The organism is Micromonospora sp. NPDC092111 (assembly GCF_044755745.1).
In the GTDB taxonomy this organism is placed as follows: Bacteria; Actinomycetota; Actinomycetes; order Mycobacteriales; family Micromonosporaceae; genus Micromonospora.
In genome coordinates this window covers 493148-513516 of sequence record NZ_JBIVRQ010000002.1, presented here as the reverse complement: position 1 = coordinate 513516, position 20369 = coordinate 493148, and the positions used below count along the sequence as shown (strand labels likewise).

Below are 20369 nucleotides of genomic sequence, written 5' to 3'. Positions count from 1 at the left end.
GGGCCCTCCACCCGGCCGGGCGTGGCCACGCTGATGGACCGGAACAGCTACCCTCGGTTTCCCCCAGGCTGTCCCCGTGAGCGAGGTTCGCCGATGAACGACATCTCCTCCCGCCGCCGGGTCCGATCGGTCGCCACCACCCTGGCGGTGGCGCTGACCCTGACCCTCGCCGCAGCCGCCGGCTGCGACAACCGGCGCGACCCGCCGCTGCCGTCGGTGCTCGACAAGCTGCGCGAGTCGCACATCAACGGCCAGCCGAAGATCAAGATCGGGGTGGCCACCACCGAGCCGTTGATGGGCGAGCTGCGCAACGGCGCGCACACCGGCTTCGACGTCGAGATCGCCCGCTACGTCGCCTCCTACCTGGGCTACGAGGGCGACCAGCGGATCGAGTGGGTCGCGGTGACCACCGAGGACCGGATCCCGGCCCTCCAGGGCGGGGTGGTCGACCTCGTGGTGTCCAGCTTCTCGATCACCGAGGAACGCAAGAAGCTGGTCAGCTTCGCCGGGCCGTACTTCGTCACCACCCAGGAGGTGATGGTGCCGACCCGGCACAAGGACAAGATCCGCACCATCGAGGACCTCCGCGAGCCGCAGTACAAGGTCTGCACCAGCGGCGGCTCCACCACCGAGGCCGAGCTGGGCAAGCACGACATCAAGGCACTGGTCGTCAAGGAGGTCGGCGACTGCGTCAAGGGCATCCGGGAGGGACGCTACGACGCGGTCAGCTCCGACGAGACCATCCTCGCCGGCTTCCTGTCCCTCTACCCGACCGAGTTCGAGATCGTCGACATGCCCTTCGGCACCAGTGAACTGCTCGGCGTCGGCGTGCCGATCGGCGACCCCGCCCTGCGCGACCTGGTGGCCTTCGCCCTGCAGAAGAGCTACCTCCAGGGCCGCAGCGGGATCAGCAGTCCGTGGCTCACCGCGTACAACCGGACCCTCGGGCCGTGGCTGAAGGCGGAGAAGGCGCAGCCGCAGCCGCTGGACGTGCCGAAGCTGGTCGACTTCGACGACAAGGCGCCGACCCGATGACCGCCCCGGCCGTCCCGCAGGACCTGGGCGCCACCACCGTCCCGGTGGCGGCCGGGTGGGACCCGGCGGAACGGCGGGCCCGCGCCAGCCAGTCGTTCTGGACGGCCGTGGTCGGCGTGCCCGCGATCTTCTCGGTGCTCCGGCTCGGCGTCGAGGCGGGCGGCGAACTCCAGACCACGCTGCTGCTGGTGGCGAACGTCGGGCCGGTGAACCTGCTGGCCGGCTTCCTCACCACCGCCGCCCGGCTGCTCTCCACCGGCCTGGTCGCGGTCTTCGCGCTCGGCGCGGTGCTGCGGGTCAGCGTCGAGCGGATGCCGCCCACCGTCCGCCGCCCGCTCTTCGTCCGCTGGACGGACATCACCCCGGCCTGGTTCGTGGTGGCCAGCTTCCTGCTCGCCCTGGTCACCTGGCAACTGCTCTACCTGCCGCTGCTCGTCCCGGCATTCGTCGCCGCCTTCCAGCTCACCCCGGTGCGGCTGCACGAACAGGTGGTGCCCCGGATGCTGATCCTGGTGGCGCTGCTCGCCGGCTACGGCTGGCTGCTCGCCCCCACCCTGGTCGACGCCTGGGAACAGCGGGAACTTCTCGCGCTGCTGCTGCTGGTCGTCCCGCCGCTGCTCGCGCTCGCGGTGACCGGGCCACTGCCGGGGGCGGTGATCCGGCCGCTCGCCTCGATCACCGAGGCGGCGGTGCTGGCCATGCTGGTCTGGGCGGCCCTGCCGGTGATCACCACGCCGGTGCTGCCGCTCACCGTGACCACCGTCGAGTCGACGCCCGGCGTGACCGAGGACGTCCGGGGCCACGTCGTCACCGTGGACGACGTGAGCATGGTGCTGCTCCAGGAGCGCGGTGGCGTCCGGTACGTGCCGGTGGACGACGTCCGCGCCCAGGTGCTCTGCCCCAGCGAGGAGGAGTTGCCCCGACACCGGCTGCGGATCCGCGACTACCACGTCGAGGACTCGCTGCTGGAGGGGCTGGGCCGGCGGGTACGCCCGGTGCACCGCACCGACGCGGCCTGCCGCGCCGTCCGCTGACCGCGCCGTCCGGTCGGCTTCGGGGCGGTCGCCGTGCGTGCGGTTCGGCCGCTTCGGGCTGTCACCGTGTGTGGGTCGACCGCTTCGGGCTGTCACCGCGCGGTGCGGTCGACTTCCGGCTGCCCTCGTGTCCGGCCGGCGGGACGGCGTCTGCTCGACAGCGTTCCTCGCCTGTCGTTAGTACGTCGGACAGCGATATGCCACTCAGGCATATTTATACCTGAGTGGCATATCGCTCCCGAGGGAATCGTCTCCCTCCCGAGGGGATAGCTCCCGTTCCGAGGATTGCCGCCCCTGCCCGACGGAATCGCCCAACCCGACGGAATCGCCCGCCCCCGGTGGGGCCGCTCCGCTCCGAGAGGGCCGCCCCGCTCCGAGAGGGCCGCCCCGCCTGTGGGGACCGCCCGGCCCGACGGGACCGCGGGGCTGCCCGGCCCGGCGGGACCGCTCGGCCCGATGGGACCGCTCGGCCCGAGGGGATTGCCCCGCCGAGGCTCGGAGGCCGGCGAGGAGTTGCGGTGCACCTCGACCGGGGGCGGGGCCATGGCGGGGGTGGGTCAGTAGGACTTGTCCTGGGACAGGACGTGCTGGGCGACGAAGTTGAGGATCATCTCCCGGCTGACCGGGGCGATCCGGCCGGCCCGGACCGCGCCGAGCAGCGTCGCCACGCCGTACTCGGTGGTCATGCCGGCCCCGCCGAGGGCCTGTACGGCGGTGTCCACGGCCAGCGCGGCGGCCTCCCCGGCCGCGTACTTGGCCATGTTGCCGGAGACGCCGGCCTCCAGGTCCCGCCCGGCGTCGTAGAGGGTGGCCGCCTTGTGGATCATCAGGCGGGCCAGTTCCACCTGCACCGCCGCGTGGGCCAGCGGGTGCGCCACTCCCTGGTGCGAGCCGATGGTCCGGCCGCCCCAGACCTTGCGGGTGGCGGTGTACTCGCTGGCCCGTTCGATGGCGTACCGACCGGTGCCGGCACCCATCGCGGCGACGGTGATCCGCTCCGGGTTCAACCCGGCGAAGAGCGCCGGCAGGCCGGCGTCCAGCGACTCGCCGACCAGCGCGTCACCGGGCAGCCGCACGTCGTCGAGGTAGAGCAGGAACTGGTTCTCCGGGGAGACGATCTCCATGTCCAGCCTGGACCGGGTCAGCCCGGGTGCATCGGTCGGCACGACGAACAGCGCCGGCCGGAGCTTCTGGGCAGCGGCACCCGCCGGGCCAGCGGCACCCGCCGGGCCGTCTGGGACGGCGACGCGGGCCACCACCAGCACGTACTGTGCCTCGTCGACGCCGGAGATGTAACACTTGCGGCCGGACAGCAGCCAGTCGTCGCCGTCGCGGCGGGCCACCGTGCCGAGCCGGTGGAAGTTGGAACCGGCCTCCGGCTCGGTGATCGCGAAGACCACCTTCAGCGAGCCGTCGGCGAAGCCGGGCAGGAAGCGCCTGCGCTGTTCCTCGGTGCCGTGCTTGTTGATCACGGTGGCGGCGATGGCGGGGGAGACCACCAGCAGTAGCAGCGGGCAGCCGGCGGCGGCCAGCTCCTCGCAGACGATGGCCAGCTCGGTGATGCCGCCGCCCCCGCCGCCGTACTCGGTCGGGATGTTGACGCCGAGATAGCCGAGCCGGCCGGCCTCCTCCCACAGCTCGGTGGTGTGCGCGCCGGCCTTCGCCTTCGCCACGAAGTAGGAGTGGCCGTACCGCCGGCCCAGCGCCCGGACGGCGTCGCGGAGCTGGTCCTGCTCGGGGGTGAGGTCGAAGTCCATCGGGGGCCTCCAGGGATCAGTCGGGGTTGACCACGGCCAGCACCGCCCCCGTCTCGACCTGCCCGCCGGCGGGCACCGGCAGTTCGGCGACCACGCCGTCGGTCGGGGCGAGCACGGGATGTTCCAGCTTCATCGCCTCCAGGGTCAGCAGCAGGTCACCGGCGGCGACCCGCTGTCCGACCTCGACGTGTACCCGGGTCACCGCGCCGGGCAGCGGCGCGAGCAGCGACCCGGCGGCCGGCGCCGCGGTGGGCAGCGGGAAGCGGGGCAGCTCGGTCAGGCTCACCGCCCCGTCCGGGCCGTCCACGAAGACCGCCGGCCCCGCCCGGTGTACGCGGAACACCCGCCGCACCCCCGCCACGTCCAGCGACACCCGGTCCGGCCCGGCGGTCACCAGCGTCACGGCCCGTCCCGGCGCTGCGGTGGTCGTGCCGGCTGTGGTCGGGGCGGCGGCCGTCGAGTCGGGCAGTGGGACGGCCACGCCCGTGGGGAGGGCCGGCGGGTCGGTGGACCAGTCGGCGAGCCCACCGGCCCGGTCCAGCCGGTAGCGCACCTCGAACTCCTCGCCGTTCGCAGCGGTGTAGCGGACGACCTGGGGAAAGGCGGGTACGTTCCGCCAGCCGGACGGGAGCCCGGCGAGCACCGACGCGCCCGCCCGACGGCCGGCGGCCCCGGCGAGCGCGGCGGCGAGCGCCGCCAGCGGCACCTGGTCGGCGGGCAGCAGCGGGGCGAACACCTCCTCGTGCCGGTCCAGGAAACCGGTGTCGATCTCCACCGTGCCGAACTCGCGGCTGCGCAGCACCCGGACCAGCAGGTCCCGGTTGGTGGCCACGCCGTGCAACTCGGCCCGGGCCAGCGCCCCGGCGAGCAGCCGGGCGGCCTCGGCCCGGGTCGGTGCCCAGGCGACCAGCTTGGCGAGCATCGAGTCGTAGTGCACGCCCACCGTCGAACCGGCCACCACCCCGGAGTCGAGCCGCAGGCCCCGCGTCGGGGTGAACTCGCCGGCCACCCCGGGCAGCGTGAACCGGTGCAGGGTGCCGGTGGCGGGCCGGAAGCCCTGCCCCGGATCCTCGGCGCAGAGCCGTACCTCGATCGCGTGGCCGTCGGCCGGCGGGGTCGCCGCCAGCGGCACCGCCCCGCCCTCGGCGACCAGCAGTTGCAGCCGGACCAGGTCGAGCCCGGTGACCGCCTCGGTGACCGGGTGCTCCACCTGGAGGCGGGTGTTCATCTCCAGGAAGAAGAACTCGCCGGTCGGAGCGAGCAGGAACTCCACGGTCCCCGCGCCCAGGTAGTCGACCGCCCGGCCGGCGGCCACCGCCGCCTCGTGCAGCCGGCGGCGCAGCTCGGCCGGGACGACCGCCGGGGCCTCCTCGACGATCTTCTGGTGCCGGCGCTGGATCGAGCAGTCCCGCTCGCCGAGGGCGACCACCGTGCCGTGGGAGTCGCCGAAGACCTGCACCTCGACGTGGCGTCCGCGCTCGACGTACCGCTCGACGAAGACCGTGCCGTCGCCGAACGCGGCGGCGGCCTCGCGGCGCGCGGAGGCCACGGCCCCGGGCAGGTCGGCGGCGTCGCGGACGATGCGCATGCCGCGCCCGCCACCTCCGGCGGACGCCTTGACCAGCACCGGGAAGTCGGTGATCTCGTCGCGGTCGGTCCAGGTGGGCAGCATCGGCACCCCGGCCTCGGCGAGCAGCGCCTTCGCCGCCATCTTGTCGCCCATCACGGCGATCGCCTTGGCACTCGGGCCGACCCAGGTCAGGCCCGCGTCGGTCACCGCCGTGGCGAAACCGGCGTTCTCGGCGAGGAAGCCGTAACCCGGGTGTACGGCGTCCGCGCCGGTCCGGCGGGCCGCGTCCAGGATCAGCTCGACCCGCAGGTACGTCTCGGCCGGCGTGTTGCCCGGCAGGCGTACGGCCTCGTCGGCCTCGGCGACGAACGGCGCGTCGGCGTCCGCGTCGGAGTGCACGGCGACCGTGGCGACGCCGAGCGTCCGGCAGGTGGCGAAGACCCGGCGGGCGATCTCCCCCCGGTTGGCGACCAGCAGTTTCCGTATCATGGACGCGCCCCCTACATCCGGAAGACGCCGAAGCCGTCGGCGCCTCTCACCGGTCCGTTGTGGATGGCCGACAGGCAGAGCCCGAGGACGGTACGGGTGTCCCGAGGGTCGATCACCCCGTCGTCGTAGAGCCGGCCGGAGAGAAACAGCGCCCCGGACTGGGACTCGATCTGCTGCTCGACCATCATCCGCATCGCGGCGTCGGACTCCTCGTCGAAGTCGTAGCCCCGGGCGGCGGCGGCCTGCCGGGCCACGATCGACAACACCCCGGCGAGCTGCGCCGGCCCCATCACCGCCGACCTGGCGTTCGGCCAGGTGAACAGAAACCTCGGCTCGTACGCCCGACCGCACATGCCGTAGTTGCCGGCCCCGTACGAGGCGCCCAGGTTGACCGTCAGGTGCGGCACCGTCGAGTTCGACACCGCGTTGATCATCAGGGCGCCGTGCTTGATGATGCCGCGCTGCTCGTAGGCGGTGCCCACCATGTACCCGGTGGTGTTCTGGAGGAAGACCAGCGGGGTGTCGGCGGCGTTGGCGAGCTGGATGAACTGGGCCGCCTTCTGCGCCTCCTCGCTGAACAGCACCCCCCGGGCGTTCGCCAGCACCCCGACCGGGTAGCCGTGCAGCTCGCCCCAGCCGGTGACCAGGGCGGCGCCGTACGCCGGTTTGAACTCGTCGAACTCGCTGCCGTCGAGCACCCGGGCCAGCACCTCACGCGGGTCGAACGGCACCTTGAGGTCGGCGCTGGTGATGCCGAGCAGCTCCTCCGGGTCGTACTTCGGGGGCGACGGCACGGGATCGCGTGGCGGCGGCCCCTGCTTGCGCCAGTTGAGCCGGCGGACGCACTGCCGGGCCAGCCGGATGCCGTCCCGCTCGTCGGCGGCGAGGAAGTCGGCCAGGCCGGACGTCGTGGCGTGCATCGCCGCCCCGCCCAGCGACTCGTCGTCGGTGACCTCGCCGGTGGCCATCCGCACCAGCGGCGGCCCGGCCAGGTACACCTGCGAGCGGTCCCGGATCATGATGGTGAAGTCGGACATCCCCGGCACGTACGCGCCACCGGCGGTGGCGTTGCCGAAGACCACGCTGAGCGTGGGGATCTTCGCCGCGGAGAGCCGGGTCAGGTCGCGGAACACCCGGCCGCCGGGGATGAAGATCTCCGCCTGGGTGGGCAGGTCCGCACCGGCGCTCTCCACCAGATTGATCATGGGAAGCCGGTTGGCCAGCGCGATCTCGCCGGCCCGCCGGGTCTTGGCCAGCGACCACGGGTTGACCGCCCCGCCGCGTACCGTCGGGTCGTTGGCGACGATCAGGCACTCCACGCCCTCGACCACGCCGATACCGGTGACCACGCTCGCCCCGACCGGGAAGTCGGTGCCGTGCCCGGCGACCGGGGACAGCTCCAGGAACGGGCTGTCCCGGTCGAGCAGCAGCTCGATCCGCTCCCGGGGCAGCAGCTTGCCCCGGCCGTGGTGCCGGGTCACGTACTTCTCGCCGCCACCGGCCCGGGCCCGGTCGAGCGCGGCGTCCAGCTCGGCCAGCCGGGCCAGCAGCGCCTCCCGGTTGGCCGTGAAGGCCGGCGAGGACGGGTCGATCGTGCTCTCCAGTGTGGTCACGGGGTTCCCTCCGATCGCGACGGGGCTGGCGGGCCCGGCTCGTGCCACGCCCTCACAGGCCCAGGCCCTTCGCGACGATCTCGTTCATGATCTCGGTGGTGCCGCCGCCGATGCCGAGGATCCGGGCGTCCCGGTAGTGCCGCTCCACCTCGGCGTCGCGCAGGTAGCCGAAGCCGCCGTGTAGCTGCAATGCCTGGTCGACGACCTGGTCGCAGGCGGCCACCGCGACGTTCTTCGCCATCGCCACCTCGGTCACCACCGGTTCGCCCGCCGCCACCCGGACGGCCACGTCGTGCACGTACGCCCGGGCGGCCTCGGCTCGGGTGTGCATCTCGGCGAGCCGGTGCCGGATCAACTGGCGGCTGGCCAACGGCCGACCGAAGGTGGACCGGTCCCGGCACCAGCGGACGGCCAGCTCCACACAGCGCTGCGCGGTCGCGTACGCCTGGGTGGCCAGCGAGAGCCGCTCGGCGGCGAAGTTCTGCATGATCGCCAGGAAGCCGGTGTCCTCCTCGCCGATCCGGTGGGTCACCGGCACCCGCACGTCGACGAAGGACAGCTCGGCGGTGTCCGAGCAGTGCCAGCCGAGCTTCTCCAGCCGGCGGCCGACGGTGAACCCGGGCGTGCCCTTGTCGATCACCAGCAGGTGCAGTGACCCGCTGCCGGGGAAGTCGCCGCAGACCGCCGTGGTGACGAAGTCGGCCCGTACCCCGCTGGTGATGTACGTCTTCGACCCGTTCACCACGTAGTGGTCGCCGTCCCGGCGGGCGGTGGTGCGGATCGAGGCGACGTCCGAACCGCCGTCCGGCTCGGTGATCGCCAGCGCGCCGATCATCGTGCCGGCGAGCGTCGGGCGGACGTACCGCTCGACCAGCGGGTCCTCGGCGGCGGCCGGGTCGGCGGCGAACATGCCCCCGAGCGTGCCGCCGGTGCGGGCGCCGGCCGCGGCGACGATGTGCGGCAGCGCGATGCCGTGCGTGAACAGCGCCGCGACCAGCCCGGACGAGCCGCCCGAGCGGATGATCTCCTCGGTGACCACGATCGAGTCGAGCAGGTTGCCGCCGCTGCCGCCGACCGCCTCGGGGAAGCCGATCCCGAGCAGGCCGAGCTTGGCGGCGATGGCGTGCAGCTCGCGGGGCACCTCGCCGGCGCGCTCCCAGTCGGCCAGGTGCGGTAGCACCTCCCGGGTCACGAAGGCCCGGGTCAGCTCCCGTAGCTGGCGCCGCTCCGGGGTGTGCGCGATGCTCATCCGGCCGCCTCCCCGATCGTGGTGGGCAGGTCGACGACGCGGGAGCGGAGCAGCTCGCCGAGCGCCTTGGCCTGCGGGTCGAACCTGGTGGAGGCGGCCACGCCCGGCCCGAGCAGCCCCCGGACCACGAAGTTGACCGCGCGCAGGTTCGGCAGCTCGTACCGCTCGACGCTCAGCGGGGCGGTCTCCGGCAGCAGCCCGGCCAGCCGGTCGACGGTCAGCCAGTCGCGCAGCCAGGCCCAGGTCGCGTCGGTGCGGGCCCAGACGCCGAGGTTGGCGTCGCCGCCCTTGTCCCCCGAGCGGGCCCCGACCAGCTCACCGAGCGGCCCGCGCCGGCTCGGCCCGGACCCGGCCGGGGCCGCCGCGTCCGTGGGGACGGTGGCTCCGGCGCCCGCGCCGGGCGGTGGTTCGGCGGGGACGGTGGCGCCGGCGCCGGCGCCGGGCGGTGGTTCGGCCACCGTGGTCGGTGCGGGCACCGCCACCCGTTCGCCGTCGGGCAGGACGGCGACGTGCGGCACCTCGGCCTGCGGCACGACGTCGGTGGTGAAGACGCCGTACGGGGTGGCGTCGCCGGGCAGGGTGGTCAGGGTGCAGCCCGGGTACGACGCCAGGGCCAGCTCCACCGCCGCCGCCGAGAAGGCCCGCCCGGCCCGCACCCGGTCGCCGTCGCGCAGGTGTACGTGCAGCAGCGCGCTCGCCGCCTCGGTGTCGGCCGCGTCGGGGTGGTCGGTGCGGGCCAGGGTGAACTCCAGCCCGTCCGCCCCGACCGCCGCCTCGACCTGGCCCCGGACCAGGGCGGCCTTGGCCGGGATGGCCAGCCCGCAGAGCACGAAGGTCATCGAGTTGCGGAAGCCGCCCAGGTTGTTGACGCCCACCTTCAGGGTGGTCGGCGGCGGGGTGCCCCGGACCCCGGAGACCCGGACCCGGTCCGGCCCGTCCTGATCCAGCCGTACCGTGTCCAGCCGGGTGACCACGTCCGGCCCGAGGTAGTCGGGGCCGCCCACCTCGTACAGCAGTTGGGCGGTGACCGTCTCCACGGTGACCGCGCCACCGGTGCCGGGGTGTTTGGTGAGCACCGACGAGCCGTCCGGGTGGATCTCGGCGATCGGGAAGCCGGGCCGGTGCCCGCCGTCGGGCAGCTCGGTGAAGAAGCTGAAGTTGCCGCCGGTGACCTGCGCGCCGCACTCGATCAGGTGGCCGGCGACGGTCGCCCCGGCCAGCGCGTCCAGGTCGTCGCGCCGCCAGCCGAACCGGGCGATCGCCGGGCCGACCGCCAGCGAGGCGTCGGTGACCCGCCCGGTCACCACCACGTCCGCCCCGGCGTCCAGGCAGGCGGCGATGCCGAACGCCCCCAGGTAAGCGTTGGCGGTGAGCGCGTCCGGCCGGGGGAGGGCGTCGCCCTCGACGTGGCCGACCCGGACGGTGAGGCCGAGCCGGTCGGCGAGGGCGCCGATCGCGGCGGCCAGCCCGGCCGGGTTCAGCCCACCGGCGTTCGTCACGATCCGTACGCCCCGGTCCAGCGCGGTGCCGAGGCACCCATCGAGCTGGCGGAGGAAGGTCTTCGCGTAGCCGAGGTCGGGGTCGCGCAGCCGGTCCCGGCCGAGGATCAGCATGGTCAACTCGGCCAGGTAGTCGCCGGTCAGCACGTCCAGCTCACCGCCGTCGAGCATCTCCCGCCAGGCGGTGGACCGGTCGCCGTAGAAGCCGGAGGCGTTGCCGACCCGCAGCACCTCGCTCACGCCGTCGCCCCGGCGCGCGGTTCCCGGCCGGCACCGGGCGGGCCGGCGAACGCCTGGGCCACGTCGAGCCAGGCGTCGGCGGTCGGCCCGTCGGCGACCAGGGCGAGGTCGGCGCGGTGCCGACGCTGGGTCACCAGCAGGCAGAAGTCGACGGCCGGGCCGGTGACCCGGTCTGCCGCGTCGGCCGGCCCGAAGGCCCAGGTCGATCCGTCGGGCGCGGTGAGTTCGACCCGTACCGGGGCGGTGGGCAGCGCGCGGCCGTGGGCGGCGAAGCCGTGCCCGAGGGTACGGAAGCCGAGGTGCGCGACGTGCCGTAGCCGGGCCGTCGGGGTACGCGCGACGCCGAGCGCCTCGGCGACGTCCTCGCCGTGCGCCCAGGTCTCCATGATCCGGGCGGTGGCCATCGAGGCGGCCGACATCCGGGTGCCGTACCAGGGCAGCCGGTCCCCGGCCGGGACGGCGGCGAGGGCGGCGGCGAGCGCGGCCCGGCCGGTACGCCACCGGTCGAGCAGGTCGGCCGGCGGGGCCAGGAACTCCTCCGCGCCGTCGTCGACCAGCCGGCTCGGGTCGGGTGCCGACGTGACCGAGGCGTAGAACGACGTCGGGTCGGTGGCGGCGAGCGCGGCCACGTGGTCGGTCCAGGCGAGGTGGGCGATCTGGTGGGCGATCGTCCACCCGGCGGCGGGTGTCGGTCGGGTCCACGCCGCAGGCGGCAGCCCGGTGACGAGGGCGTCGAGCTGGTCGGACTCGCCGGTCAGGTCGGCGAGCAGTGCGGTCAGGTCGACCATGGTGCCTCCGGGCGGGGTGGGCCGGTCAGGGTCGGGCGGGTGTCGTGCCTCCGGTCGCCGGAGCGCCCGGTGCCGGCGGCGTCTTCCGGTCGGGCGGGCGTTGTTCCGGGGTGAGCAGGGTGGCGAGCTGGCGTTTCCAGGTGTGCAGCAGGGCGGTGCGCCGGGCCGAGTCGTCGCTGAGCAGGTTGGCCACGCCGAGCCCGCGCAGCAGGTCGAGGGTGGCCTGTACCGCCTCGCGGACGCCGGGTCGTCGCTCGTCGACGTCGAGCAGCGCGACGGTGAGCCGGTGCATCTCCCGGCCCACCCGGGCCTCCAGCGGCACCAGGGCACCGCGTAGCTCCGCGTCGGTGCGGGCGGCCACCCACAGCTCCAGCGCGGCGACGAAGAGCGGCCCGGTGAAGGCCGCGCCGAGCAGGTCGATCACCCGGTCGAGCCGCTGCGGGCCCGGGGGCAGCGCCTCGGCCTCGGTGCGCAGCTCCTCGGCGCGTCGTTCGGCGAGGTGGGCGACGGCGGCGGTGACCAGGGCGGCCTTGGTCGGGTAGTGGTGCAACTGGGCGCCCCGCGAGACACCGGCCCGGGTCGCGACCACGGTGGTGGTGGTGCCGGACCAGCCGTGCCGCACCAGGCAGTCCACCGTCGCCTCCAGCAGTCGGGTCCGGGTGGCGCGGCTGCGTTCCTGTTGCGGGACGCGGGTCGATGCGGGCACGGCACCAGCGTGCCGCCGCCCAAACAAACAGTCAAGCCTGACTTTTTCCGGTCCGGGGCGGGCTCCGACGGCGTCGGGTGCGAACCAGGCGGCATGCAGGTCCCGGCCCCGGCGTAGGTCGTCGGCCGGGCGTCGGTGCGAGCCCGAAGGCGACAGTGGAGCCCGGTGGCGAGGGTGCGACCTCAGCGGCCGTCGCGCGGGGCGAAGGCGGCGAGCGCGTCGGTGTCGCTGTGTCGGGAGCGGAGGTACTCGTCGGCCCAGGCGACGGCGTCCGGAAAGCCCGACTCCGCCGTGACCCGGGCGCAGGCCGCGTCGACGTCGAAGGCCGTCCGGCGCAACTGCACCCCCGGGCCGAGCAACGCCCAGTACGCCCCCGGCCCGCCGTACGGCATGCCGACACTGCCCGGGTTGACCACCAGGCGGCGGTCGACCAGCCGGGTGAACGGCATGTGGGTGTGTCCGCAGACGACGGTGCGAACCTCCTCGGGCAGCCCGGCGAACACCTCCGCCCAGCGGGCCGGCCGGGAGTCGACCAGCACGACCTCCTCGTCGTCGCGGGGCGTGGCGTGGCAGAAGAGCACCGGGCCGAGGCCGGCGACCGGGAGGGTGATCGTCAGCGGCAGCGCGGCCAGCAGGGCGAGCTGGTCCGGGCGGAGTTGCGCCGCCGCCCAGTTCGCGACGTCGTGCCCGGACGGCCGGCCGGCGCGGGCCTCGACCAGTTCCCGGTCGGCGTTGCCGCGTACCCAGCGCACCCGCTCGCCGAGTGCGGTCAGCCGGTCCAGCACCTCGACCGGCTGCGGGCCGGCGGCGACGTCACCGGTCAACACGATCAGGTCGGCGGTGGCCACCTCCGGCTCGGCCAGCACGGCCTCCAGCGGGGGCAGCGCGCCGTGGACGTCGGACAGCACCGCGACACGTTGCAGCATCCGCCCACCGTGCCGGAAGCCGGCCGCGGTGGTCGAGGAATTCTGCGGCGGGCAGATCCGCACCCCTGTCGCCGGTCCAGGCGTGCCGGGCGGGGTGGCAGGGAACGCCAAGTAGCCAGGCTCGCCGGGTGGGTGGTGGGGAACACGGAAAGATCCAGATCCGCCGGCTGGGGTGGCGGGGAACGCGGAGAGATCCAGGGCCGCCGGGCGGGGGCGGCGGGGACGCGAAAGAGCCAGGGCCGCCCGGTGGACGGCCCTGGCTCAGTTGCCCGGTGCCGGATCAGACCCGCGCGCGACGGGCCAGGCGCTCCGGGTCGAGGATGATGATGCTCTTGCCGTCCAGCCGCAGCCAGCCGCGCGAGGCGAAGTCGGCGAGCGCCTTGTTGACGGTCTCCCGGGAGGCGCCGACGAGCTGGGCGATCTCCTCCTGGGTCAGGTCGTGGGTCACCCGCAGCACGCCGCCGTCGCGGGTGCCGAACCGGCCGGCCATCTGGAGCAGGTTCTTGGCGACCCGGCCCGGCACGTCGGTGAAGATCAGGTCGGCCAGCGAGTCGTTGGTCCGGCGGAGCCGGCGGGCCAGCACCCGCAGCAACTGCTCGGCGATCTCGGGCCGGTTGTTCAGCCAGGGCCGCAGCGCCTGCTTGCGCAGCCGTACCAGCCGGGTGTCGGTCACCGCGGTGGCCGTGGCCGTACGCGGACCCGGGTCGAAGAGCGACAGCTCGCCGACCATGTCCGACGGGCCCATCACCGCGATGAGGTTCTGCCGGCCGTCGGCCGCCCGACGGCCGACCTTGATCTTGCCTGACAGGAGGATGTAGAGACTGTCGCCGGGCTCGCCCTCGTTGAAGACGATCTCGCCCTTGCGGACGTCGATCGTCTCCATCTCCTTGGCGAGCGCCTCGGCAGCCTCCGGGTCGACACCCTGGAAGATCCCGCTGCGGGCCAGTACCTCGTCCATCGCGCACCTCCGGTTGCGCGTGCCGTCCCTCGGCCGGGTCCGCCGTCCGCTGATCCCTCGCGCGCCGCCAAGTCTAGGCGCACGTGAGCACGAATCAGAGCTGCACCCCTGGAAACTTGATCGTTGGGCGTAACCTTCCTGACCTGGCCGGGCGCTATGATCGCCCGCCGTCCCGGGCGGTCACCGGTGGTCGTTGCCGCTGGTCGTAGGGTGACCGGGTGCTGAGCGACCCCCTGCTGACCAGCCGCCCCGAGGACGGGTGGGACATTCCGCTACTCGTGTGGCGTGCCGGGACGCCGCTGCGGGCGGTCAGCTCCGGCCCGCTCGGCGGCGGCGTCGGCGTACGGAACTGGGTGGTCAACGCGACCGTGCCGATGTCGTACCACCGGGACGACCCGGCGGCGCACCTGGCCGCCCTCGCCGACCGGCTCGGCCTCGACGGACCCGGGGTCGGCCTGCTCACCGGGGTGGACGTCGCGGAGGTGGTGGCGCGGGCCGACACCGGCGTGCGGGCCTGGGCCACCGTCGGCCTGGGCACCCCGGTCTGGGCCGCCGGCCCGGCCCACGCCCCGACCCAGCGGGTCGGCACGGTCAACGTCGTGGTGTACGTCCCGGCGGCGCTCGGCGACGCCGCCCTGGTCAACGCCGTGGCCACCGCGACCGAGGCGAAGTGCCAGGCGATCTGGGAGCTGGGCCTGCCGGCCACCGGCACACCCACCGACTCGGTCACCGTGCTCTGCCCGGTCGGAGACCCGGCAGGCGGCCCCGCCGAGCCCTACGGCGGTCCCCGGTCCACCTGGGGCGCCCCGCTCGCCCGGGCCGTGCGCGCGGCCGTCCGGGACGGTGGCGCGGTGCCCTGCGTCCCGTGGTCGGACCGGCGGCCGGGCTGAACTTCCGTCCGATCGGCCGTCGTCGGGGTGTTACCCACCCGGTACCGTCGCGGGCGATGTATGCTGCCGCGCTCCCCATGCCCCGTCCCCGCCGCCGCGCCGCGCTCGCCGCTGGCGCGCTGCTCGCCGTGCTCCTCGCCGGCTGCGCCCAGCCCGACGCCGACCCCCCGGTCTGGCAACCGGGTGGCGGCGCCGGCACCACCGGTTCGCCGGTGCCGAGCCGCTCGACGACGGCGGCGGCGGGCGGCGATGCCGTCACCCTCTCGGCGACCGGCGACATCGTGATGGGGATGGCCCCGTCCCGGCTGCCCGCCAACGGCGGCGAGGGCTTCTTCGACGAGGTCAAGGGCGCGCTCAAGGCCGACCTGGTGATGGGCAACCTGGAGGAGCCGCTCACCACGGACACCGGCACCGGCAAGTGCGGCGCGGACTCCACCAACTGCTTCCAGTTCCGGGTCCCGCCGGAGTACGCCGGCCACCTCAAGGACGCCGGGTTCCAACTGCTCAACCAGGCCAACAACCACGGCTACGACTTCGGCCCCCGGGGGTACGAGAACACCCAGAAGGCGCTGGAGGCGCAGGGACTGAAGCACACCGGCGCGCCCGACCAGATCACCGTGGTCGAGGTCGGCGGGGTGAAGATCGCGGTGGCCGGCTTCTCGTCGTACGTCTGGTCCAACAGCCTGGTCGACATCGACGCCGCCAAGAAGGTGGTCGAGAAGGCCGCCACCCTGGCCGACCTGGTGGTGGTGCAGGTGCACATGGGGGGCGAGGGGTCGGACAAGACCCGGGTCCGCCCCGGCACCGAGATGTTCCTCGGCGAGAACCGGGGCGACCCGGTCAAGTTCTCCCACGCCATGATCGACGCCGGGGCCGACCTGATCGTCGGGCACGGCCCGCACGTGCTGCGGGGCATGGAGTTCTACCAGGGCCGGCTGATCGCGTACAGCCTCGGCAACTTCGCCGGCGGCGCCCGCTCACTGAACCCGACCGGCCGGCTCGGCTGGGGTGGGGTCCTGAAGGTCTCCCTCAAGCCGGACGGCAGCTTCGCCGGCGGCTCGTTCACCTCCACCCGGATGAACTCGGTGGGCAAGCCGACGATGGACTCCGCCGACCAGGGGCTCGGCCTGGTCAAGCAGCTCAGCGGCAGCGACTTCCCACGGACCGGGGCGCGCTTCGACGGCACCGGCAAGATCAGCCCGCCCGAGGCCGGCTGACCGGTCCCGGCGGCGGGTCGCCGGGCCGGGCGCGGCCGTCCCGGCGGCTGCCCGGCCCGGCGACGTAGGCTGGCCGGCGTGACCATCAGCTCTCCCGGCCGGGTCGAGACGGACCTCGGCCGCACCCGGCGTGCCCGGCGGATCGGCCGGGCGCTGACCGAGGCGCACCCCGACGCGCACTGTGAACTCGACCACTCCAACCCGCTGGAGCTGGCCGTGGCGACGATCCTCTCCGCGCAGTGCACCGACAAGAAGGTCAACGAGGTCACCCCGAAGCTCTTCGCCCGCTACCCGAGCGCCGCCGACTACGCCGGGGCGGACCGGGCCGAGCTGGAGGAGCTGATCCGGCCGACCGGCTTCTACCGCAACAAGACCGACTCACTGATCAAGCTGGGGCAGGCCCTCGTCGAGCGGTACGACGGCCGGGTACCCGGGCGGCTGGCGGACCTGGTGACGCTGCCCGGCATCGGCCGCAAGACCGCCAACGTCATCCTCGGCAACGCCTTCGACGTTCCCGGGATCACCGTCGACACCCACTTCCAGCGGCTGGTGCAGCGGTGGCGGCTGACCGCCCAGACCGACCCGGTGAAGATCGAGCACGAGATCGGCGCGCGCTACCCGAAGCGGGAGTGGACCATGCTCTCGCACCGGATCATCTTCCACGGCCGGCGGGTCTGCCACGCCCGCAAGCCCGCGTGCGGGGCGTGCACCCTGGCGAAGCTCTGCCCGTCGTACGGCACCGGCCCGACCGAGCCGGCCGCCGCCGCGAAGCTGCTCAAGGGCCCCCGCGCCCGGGATCTCGCGGTCGCCGCCGGGGTCGACCCGGACCTGGTGCCCGCGCCGGCCGTCGTCGCGGAGGCACCGTGAAGCGTCGGCTCGCCGCGCTGCTCGTCCCGGTGCTGCTCACGGTCGCCGGCTGCACCGCCGCCGAGGAGCGGGAGCGGTCCGGCCCGAACGCCGGCCGGGCGCAGCGCCCGTCGCCGTTCGCCGACTGCGCCACCCTGACCACCGCACCCACCGGCTCCGCACCCACCGGCTCCGCACCCACCGGCTCCGCACCCACCGGGTCCGCCGGACCGACCGAATCCACCGGACCGACCGGGTCCGTCGCGCCGACCGGGTCCGTCGGGTCCGGGGTCGCCGGGGGTACGGTCGTCAGCCCGGTGCCGGCGCCGGCCGCCGGCAGCCTGCTGCCCGAGCTGACCCTCTCCTGCTTCACCGGGGGTGACCCGGTGGCCCTGCGGGACGTCCGGGGGCCGGCCGTGGTCAACGTCTGGGCCTCCTGGTGCCCGCCCTGCCGCAAGGAGTTGCCGGCCTTCCAGCGGCTCAGCGTCCGCGCGGGCGGACAACTCCAGGTGATCGGGGTGAACAGCCGGGACAGCCGGGACAGCGCGCAGTCCATCGGCGAGGACTTCGGCATCCGCTTCCCGATGCTGTTCGACCAGGGTGAGTCGCTGCAACGGGAGCTGCGCCGCAACGTCTTCCCGCTCACCCTGCTCGTCGACGCCCAGGGGCGGATCCGGCACACCGACACCTCCGGTGCCCTCGACGACGCCCGCCTCGCCGAGCTGGTCCGTCGGTACCTCGACCTGGAGGTGCCCGCGTGACGCCGGCCGGCCCGTACGAGGGTGGCCCGGTGACCCGTCGCCCGCCGTCCTGGTTCGACCCGCTGCTGGGCCGGCTCGGCACCGCCCGCGCCGAGGACTTCACCCGGCTGACCACCCCCGAGGAGGGTGGCCGGGAGAGCGCGGTGCTGGTGCTGCTCGGCGAGGAGCCGGGCGTCGGCCCCGACGTGCTGGTCCTCCAGCGGGCCGCCACCCTGCGCAACCACGCCGGTCAGCCGGCCTTCCCCGGCGGCGCGGCCGACCCGGAGGACGCCGACGTGTCGGCCACCGCGCTGCGCGAGGCGAACGAGGAGGTCGACCTCGACCCGGCCAGCGTGACCGTCCTCGCCGAACTGCCGAAGCTCTGGATCCCGGTCAGCGACTTCCTGGTCACCCCGGTGCTGGCCTGGTGGCACACCCCGCACCCGGTACGCCCCCGGGAACCGGCCGAGGTCGCGCACGTCGCCCGGCTGCCCGTCGACGAGCTGGTCGACCCGGCCAACCGGATGCGGGTCCGCCACCCGAGCGGCTGGATCGGCCCGGCCTTCTCCGTCCGGGGCATGCTGGTCTGGGGGTTCACCGCCGGGGTGCTGTCCACCCTGCTGGAGATGGGCGGCTGGGCCCGGCCGTGGCCCCGGTCCAGGGTGGTCGACCTGCCGCCCACCGCTGCCACCCCGGCTCCCTCGGCCGGCACCGACGAGGTCGACGAGCTGGCCGGACCGCTGACCTGACCGTCACGTTCCGCATGCGCAGCGCCCCCGGAGTGTCCGCTGCCCGTACCCTTGACCCGTGTCCGCCGTTGATCTCGTTCTGCTCCTGCTCATGCTCGTGTTCGCGATCAGCGGATACCGTCAGGGCTTCGTCATCGGGGCGCTGTCGTTCTCCGGGTTCTTCCTGGGCGCGCTCATCGGGCTCCAACTCGGACCACTGCTGGCCCGCCAGTTCGTCGACAGCGGGACCCGGGTGCTGGTCTCCCTGGTCGCCGTCTTCGGGCTCGCCGTGCTCGGCCAGGCGCTGGCCGGGTGGCTCGGCTCCCACCTGCGCCGCACGATCACCAACGACGTCGCCCGGCGCGCCGACGACGTGGGCGGCGCGTTCGTCTCCATCCTCGCGGTGCTGCTGGTGGCCTGGCTGGTCGCGGTGCCGCTGGGCTCCTCGTCGCTGCCCTGGCTGGCCGCCTCGGTCAAGAACAGCGCGTTGCTGACCGTCGTGGACCGGATCCTGCCGGACCGGGCCCAGGAGCTGTCCACCGCGCTGCGGGACACCGTCGACACCAACGGCTTCCCGGACGTCTTCAACGGCCTCGGCCGTACCTCGGCGCGGCAGGTCGCCCCGCCGGACCCGGCGCTGGCCGGCTCCCAGGTGGTGGCGAACAGCCAGCGGGCGGTGGTGAAGGTGCTCGGTTCCGCCCCGAGCTGCTCCCGCCGGATCGAGGGCTCCGGCTTCGTCTACGCCGACGACCGGGTGATGACCAACGCGCACGTGGTCGCCGGCACCCGCTCGGTCGCGGTCGAGCTGCGCGGCGAACGGTACGACGGCGACGTGGTCGTCTACGACCCGGACCGGGACCTCGCCGTGCTGCACGTGCCGGGGCTGCCCGGGCCGTCCCTGCGCTTCGCCGCCGGGCAGGCCGGCAGCGGCGCGGACGCGATCGTGCTGGGCTTCCCGCTCGACGGCCCGTACGACGCCCGCCCGGCCCGGATCCGTGACGTGGACCGGATCGAGGGCCCGGACATCTACAACTCCGCGAAGGTGAACCGGGAGATCTACACGATCCGGGCGCTGGTCCGCAGCGGCAACTCCGGCGGCCCGCTGGTCTCCTCCAACGGTCTCGTGCTCGGCGTGATCTTCGCGGCGGCGGCGGACGACCCGAACACCGGCTTCGCGGTGACCGCCGAGGAGGCCCGGCCGGTGGCGCTGGCCGGCGCGGAGCGTACCCGTGGGGTGGGCACCGGCGACTGCACCTGAGCCGGCCGACGGCGACCGCCCGGCGGGCTGCCCCGGGGCCGCGCCGGCCCGGCGGTGCCCGGCCCGGCACCTCCGGGTCAACGCCGGCCGGTCCGCACCCGCCAGACGCGGAGGGCCGCCGCGGTGGCCGCCACCACCGCCACGCCGAGCAGCCAGCCGCCGAGCACGTCGCTGATCCAGTGCACGCCCAGCGCCACCCGGCTCAGCCCGGTCAGCACGGCGAGCAGCACGGCGGCCGTCCAGAGTGCCCCGCTGGCCGTCGGACGGCCCCGGGTGTACGGCAGGAACACCACCAGCAGCACCCCGGCCGCGAGGGTCGCGTTCAGCGCGTGCCCGGACGGGAAGGAGAACCCGGCGGCCCGGGCCACCGGATCGAGCAGGTCCGGCCGGCTCCGGCCGACCAGCAGCTTCAGCAGCGCGCCGAGCAGCCCGCCGACGGCCATCGTGGCGGCCACCCACAGTGCCAGCCGCCGCGCCCGGCGGCTCCACAGCCACCCCACCAAGGCCAGCGCGGCGACCCGGAGCGGGCCGGGGGAGAAGACGTTCGTCCACACCACCGTCACCCGCACCCAGGCCGGATGGTCGACGGCGTACCGGTGCAGGGCGTCGGTCACCGTCGCGTCCAGCCCGTGCAGTGGCGGCCAGGCCCCGACCACCAGCGCCGCCAGCACCGCGAACGGCACCAGCACCAGGAACGTGGCCGCCGACGCCAGGGTCAGCCGCAGGCCGAGGGGGTGCTCCCGGTCCAGGCGGCGGGCCCGCCAGGACCGGCCCGACGGGCGTACGGAGGTGCGCGGACCGGGGAAACCCATGCGACCGCCCTACC

Annotated in this window: 18 protein-coding genes; 8 read left to right on the top strand and 10 right to left on the bottom strand. The window is 74.4% G+C overall.

Annotation, left to right across the window (positions count from 1 at the left end; translation table 11 throughout):
• The first annotated feature begins 93 nt into the window (after positions 1-93).
• On the top strand, positions 94-1035 hold the full coding sequence (locus ACIQG9_RS08405; protein WP_400399225.1) for a transporter substrate-binding domain-containing protein: 942 nt from the start codon (positions 94-96) through the stop codon (positions 1033-1035).
• Positions 1032-2069: a hypothetical protein gene (locus tag ACIQG9_RS08400; protein WP_400399223.1), complete on the top strand. Its 1038-nt coding sequence runs from the start codon at positions 1032-1034 to the stop codon at positions 2067-2069. The genes ACIQG9_RS08405 and ACIQG9_RS08400 overlap by 4 nt, the downstream gene beginning before the upstream one ends.
• A gap of 557 nt (positions 2070-2626) precedes the next feature.
• Here the strand turns inward: ACIQG9_RS08400 and ACIQG9_RS08395 are convergent.
• From ACIQG9_RS08395 to ACIQG9_RS08355, 9 genes are all read right to left on the bottom strand, one after another.
• Positions 2627-3826 carry an acyl-CoA dehydrogenase family protein gene (locus tag ACIQG9_RS08395; protein WP_400399221.1) on the bottom strand — a complete coding sequence of 400 codons (1200 nt, stop codon included), beginning with the start codon at positions 3824-3826 and terminating at the stop codon, positions 2627-2629.
• Between the two features lie 16 nt (positions 3827-3842).
• Positions 3843-5885, bottom strand: coding sequence for an acetyl/propionyl/methylcrotonyl-CoA carboxylase subunit alpha (locus tag ACIQG9_RS08390; protein WP_400399220.1), 2043 nt, complete (start codon positions 5883-5885; stop codon positions 3843-3845).
• Positions 5886-5896: 11 nt separating this feature from the next.
• Positions 5897-7498, bottom strand: a complete 1602-nt coding sequence (locus ACIQG9_RS08385; protein ID WP_400399219.1) for an acyl-CoA carboxylase subunit beta — start codon at positions 7496-7498, stop codon at positions 5897-5899.
• Positions 7499-7550: 52 nt separating this feature from the next.
• Positions 7551-8747: an acyl-CoA dehydrogenase family protein gene (locus tag ACIQG9_RS08380; protein WP_400399218.1), complete on the bottom strand. Its 1197-nt coding sequence runs from the start codon at positions 8745-8747 to the stop codon at positions 7551-7553.
• Positions 8744-10417, bottom strand: a complete 1674-nt coding sequence (locus tag ACIQG9_RS08375) for an acyclic terpene utilization AtuA family protein (protein ID WP_400399311.1) — start codon at positions 10415-10417, stop codon at positions 8744-8746. The genes ACIQG9_RS08380 and ACIQG9_RS08375 overlap by 4 nt, the downstream gene beginning before the upstream one ends.
• A 65-nt stretch (positions 10418-10482) precedes the next feature.
• Positions 10483-11274 carry a TIGR03084 family metal-binding protein gene (locus ACIQG9_RS08370; protein WP_400399217.1) on the bottom strand — a complete coding sequence of 264 codons (792 nt, stop codon included), beginning with the start codon at positions 11272-11274 and terminating at the stop codon, positions 10483-10485.
• Between the two features lie 25 nt (positions 11275-11299).
• Positions 11300-11980, bottom strand: coding sequence for a TetR/AcrR family transcriptional regulator (locus ACIQG9_RS08365; protein WP_400399216.1), 681 nt, complete (start codon positions 11978-11980; stop codon positions 11300-11302).
• Between the two features lie 182 nt (positions 11981-12162).
• Complete coding sequence (locus ACIQG9_RS08360; RefSeq protein WP_400399215.1) at positions 12163-12906, bottom strand: metallophosphoesterase family protein; 744 nt, start codon at positions 12904-12906, stop codon at positions 12163-12165.
• 280 nt (positions 12907-13186) lie between these two features.
• The gene (locus tag ACIQG9_RS08355; protein ID WP_067306583.1) at positions 13187-13864 is read right to left on the bottom strand and encodes a Crp/Fnr family transcriptional regulator; all 678 of its coding nucleotides are present in this window, start codon (positions 13862-13864) and stop codon (positions 13187-13189) included.
• Positions 13865-14082: 218 nt separating this feature from the next.
• On the opposite strand from ACIQG9_RS08355, the gene ACIQG9_RS08350 reads away from it, so the two are divergent.
• The 6 genes from ACIQG9_RS08350 to ACIQG9_RS08325 all read left to right on the top strand — a co-directional run bounded on the left by ACIQG9_RS08350 (position 14083) and on the right by ACIQG9_RS08325 (position 19543).
• Positions 14083-14754, top strand: coding sequence for an adenosylcobinamide amidohydrolase (locus tag ACIQG9_RS08350; protein WP_400399214.1), 672 nt, complete (start codon positions 14083-14085; stop codon positions 14752-14754).
• 56 nt (positions 14755-14810) lie between these two features.
• Complete coding sequence (locus ACIQG9_RS08345; RefSeq protein ID WP_400399213.1) at positions 14811-15971, top strand: CapA family protein; 1161 nt, start codon at positions 14811-14813, stop codon at positions 15969-15971.
• Positions 15972-16049: 78 nt separating this feature from the next.
• Positions 16050-16838 (top strand): endonuclease III, encoded by a 789-nt coding sequence (gene nth / locus ACIQG9_RS08340; protein WP_400399212.1) that lies wholly within the window; start codon positions 16050-16052, stop codon positions 16836-16838.
• A complete protein-coding gene (locus ACIQG9_RS08335; RefSeq protein WP_400399211.1) occupies positions 16835-17578 on the top strand; it encodes a TlpA family protein disulfide reductase in 744 nt (247 codons plus the stop codon). The genes nth and ACIQG9_RS08335 overlap by 4 nt, the downstream gene beginning before the upstream one ends.
• A 29-nt stretch (positions 17579-17607) precedes the next feature.
• Positions 17608-18306, top strand: a complete 699-nt coding sequence (locus ACIQG9_RS08330) for an NUDIX hydrolase (protein WP_400399210.1) — start codon at positions 17608-17610, stop codon at positions 18304-18306.
• 58 nt (positions 18307-18364) lie between these two features.
• Positions 18365-19543, top strand: a complete 1179-nt coding sequence (locus ACIQG9_RS08325) for a MarP family serine protease (RefSeq protein WP_400399209.1) — start codon at positions 18365-18367, stop codon at positions 19541-19543.
• Positions 19544-19620: 77 nt separating this feature from the next.
• On the opposite strand, the gene ACIQG9_RS08320 is transcribed toward ACIQG9_RS08325, so the two are convergent.
• Positions 19621-20355, bottom strand: a complete 735-nt coding sequence (locus ACIQG9_RS08320) for a phosphatase PAP2 family protein (RefSeq protein WP_400399208.1) — start codon at positions 20353-20355, stop codon at positions 19621-19623.
• Positions 20356-20369: the final 14 nt, after the last annotated feature.

What these genes read in the sequence shown, in the direction of transcription:
- ACIQG9_RS08320 (WP_400399208.1), bottom strand. Translation starts at nt 20,355, where the DNA reads ATGGGTTTCCCCGGTCCGCGCACCTCCGTACGCCCGTCGGGCCGGTCC.
- ACIQG9_RS08370 (WP_400399217.1), bottom strand. Translation starts at nt 11,274, where the DNA reads ATGGTCGACCTGACCGCACTGCTCGCCGACCTGACCGGCGAGTCCGAC.
- ACIQG9_RS08390 (WP_400399220.1), bottom strand. Translation starts at nt 5,885, where the DNA reads ATGATACGGAAACTGCTGGTCGCCAACCGGGGGGAGATCGCCCGCCGG.
- ACIQG9_RS08345 (WP_400399213.1), top strand. Translation starts at nt 14,811, where the DNA reads ATGTATGCTGCCGCGCTCCCCATGCCCCGTCCCCGCCGCCGCGCCGCG.
- ACIQG9_RS08405 (WP_400399225.1), top strand. Translation starts at nt 94, where the DNA reads ATGAACGACATCTCCTCCCGCCGCCGGGTCCGATCGGTCGCCACCACC.
- ACIQG9_RS08355 (WP_067306583.1), bottom strand. Translation starts at nt 13,864, where the DNA reads ATGGACGAGGTACTGGCCCGCAGCGGGATCTTCCAGGGTGTCGACCCG.
- ACIQG9_RS08375 (WP_400399311.1), bottom strand. Translation starts at nt 10,417, where the DNA reads ATGCTCGACGGCGGTGAGCTGGACGTGCTGACCGGCGACTACCTGGCC.
- ACIQG9_RS08360 (WP_400399215.1), bottom strand. Translation starts at nt 12,906, where the DNA reads ATGCTGCAACGTGTCGCGGTGCTGTCCGACGTCCACGGCGCGCTGCCC.
- ACIQG9_RS08395 (WP_400399221.1), bottom strand. Translation starts at nt 3,826, where the DNA reads ATGGACTTCGACCTCACCCCCGAGCAGGACCAGCTCCGCGACGCCGTC.
- ACIQG9_RS08380 (WP_400399218.1), bottom strand. Translation starts at nt 8,747, where the DNA reads ATGAGCATCGCGCACACCCCGGAGCGGCGCCAGCTACGGGAGCTGACC.
- ACIQG9_RS08400 (WP_400399223.1), top strand. Translation starts at nt 1,032, where the DNA reads ATGACCGCCCCGGCCGTCCCGCAGGACCTGGGCGCCACCACCGTCCCG.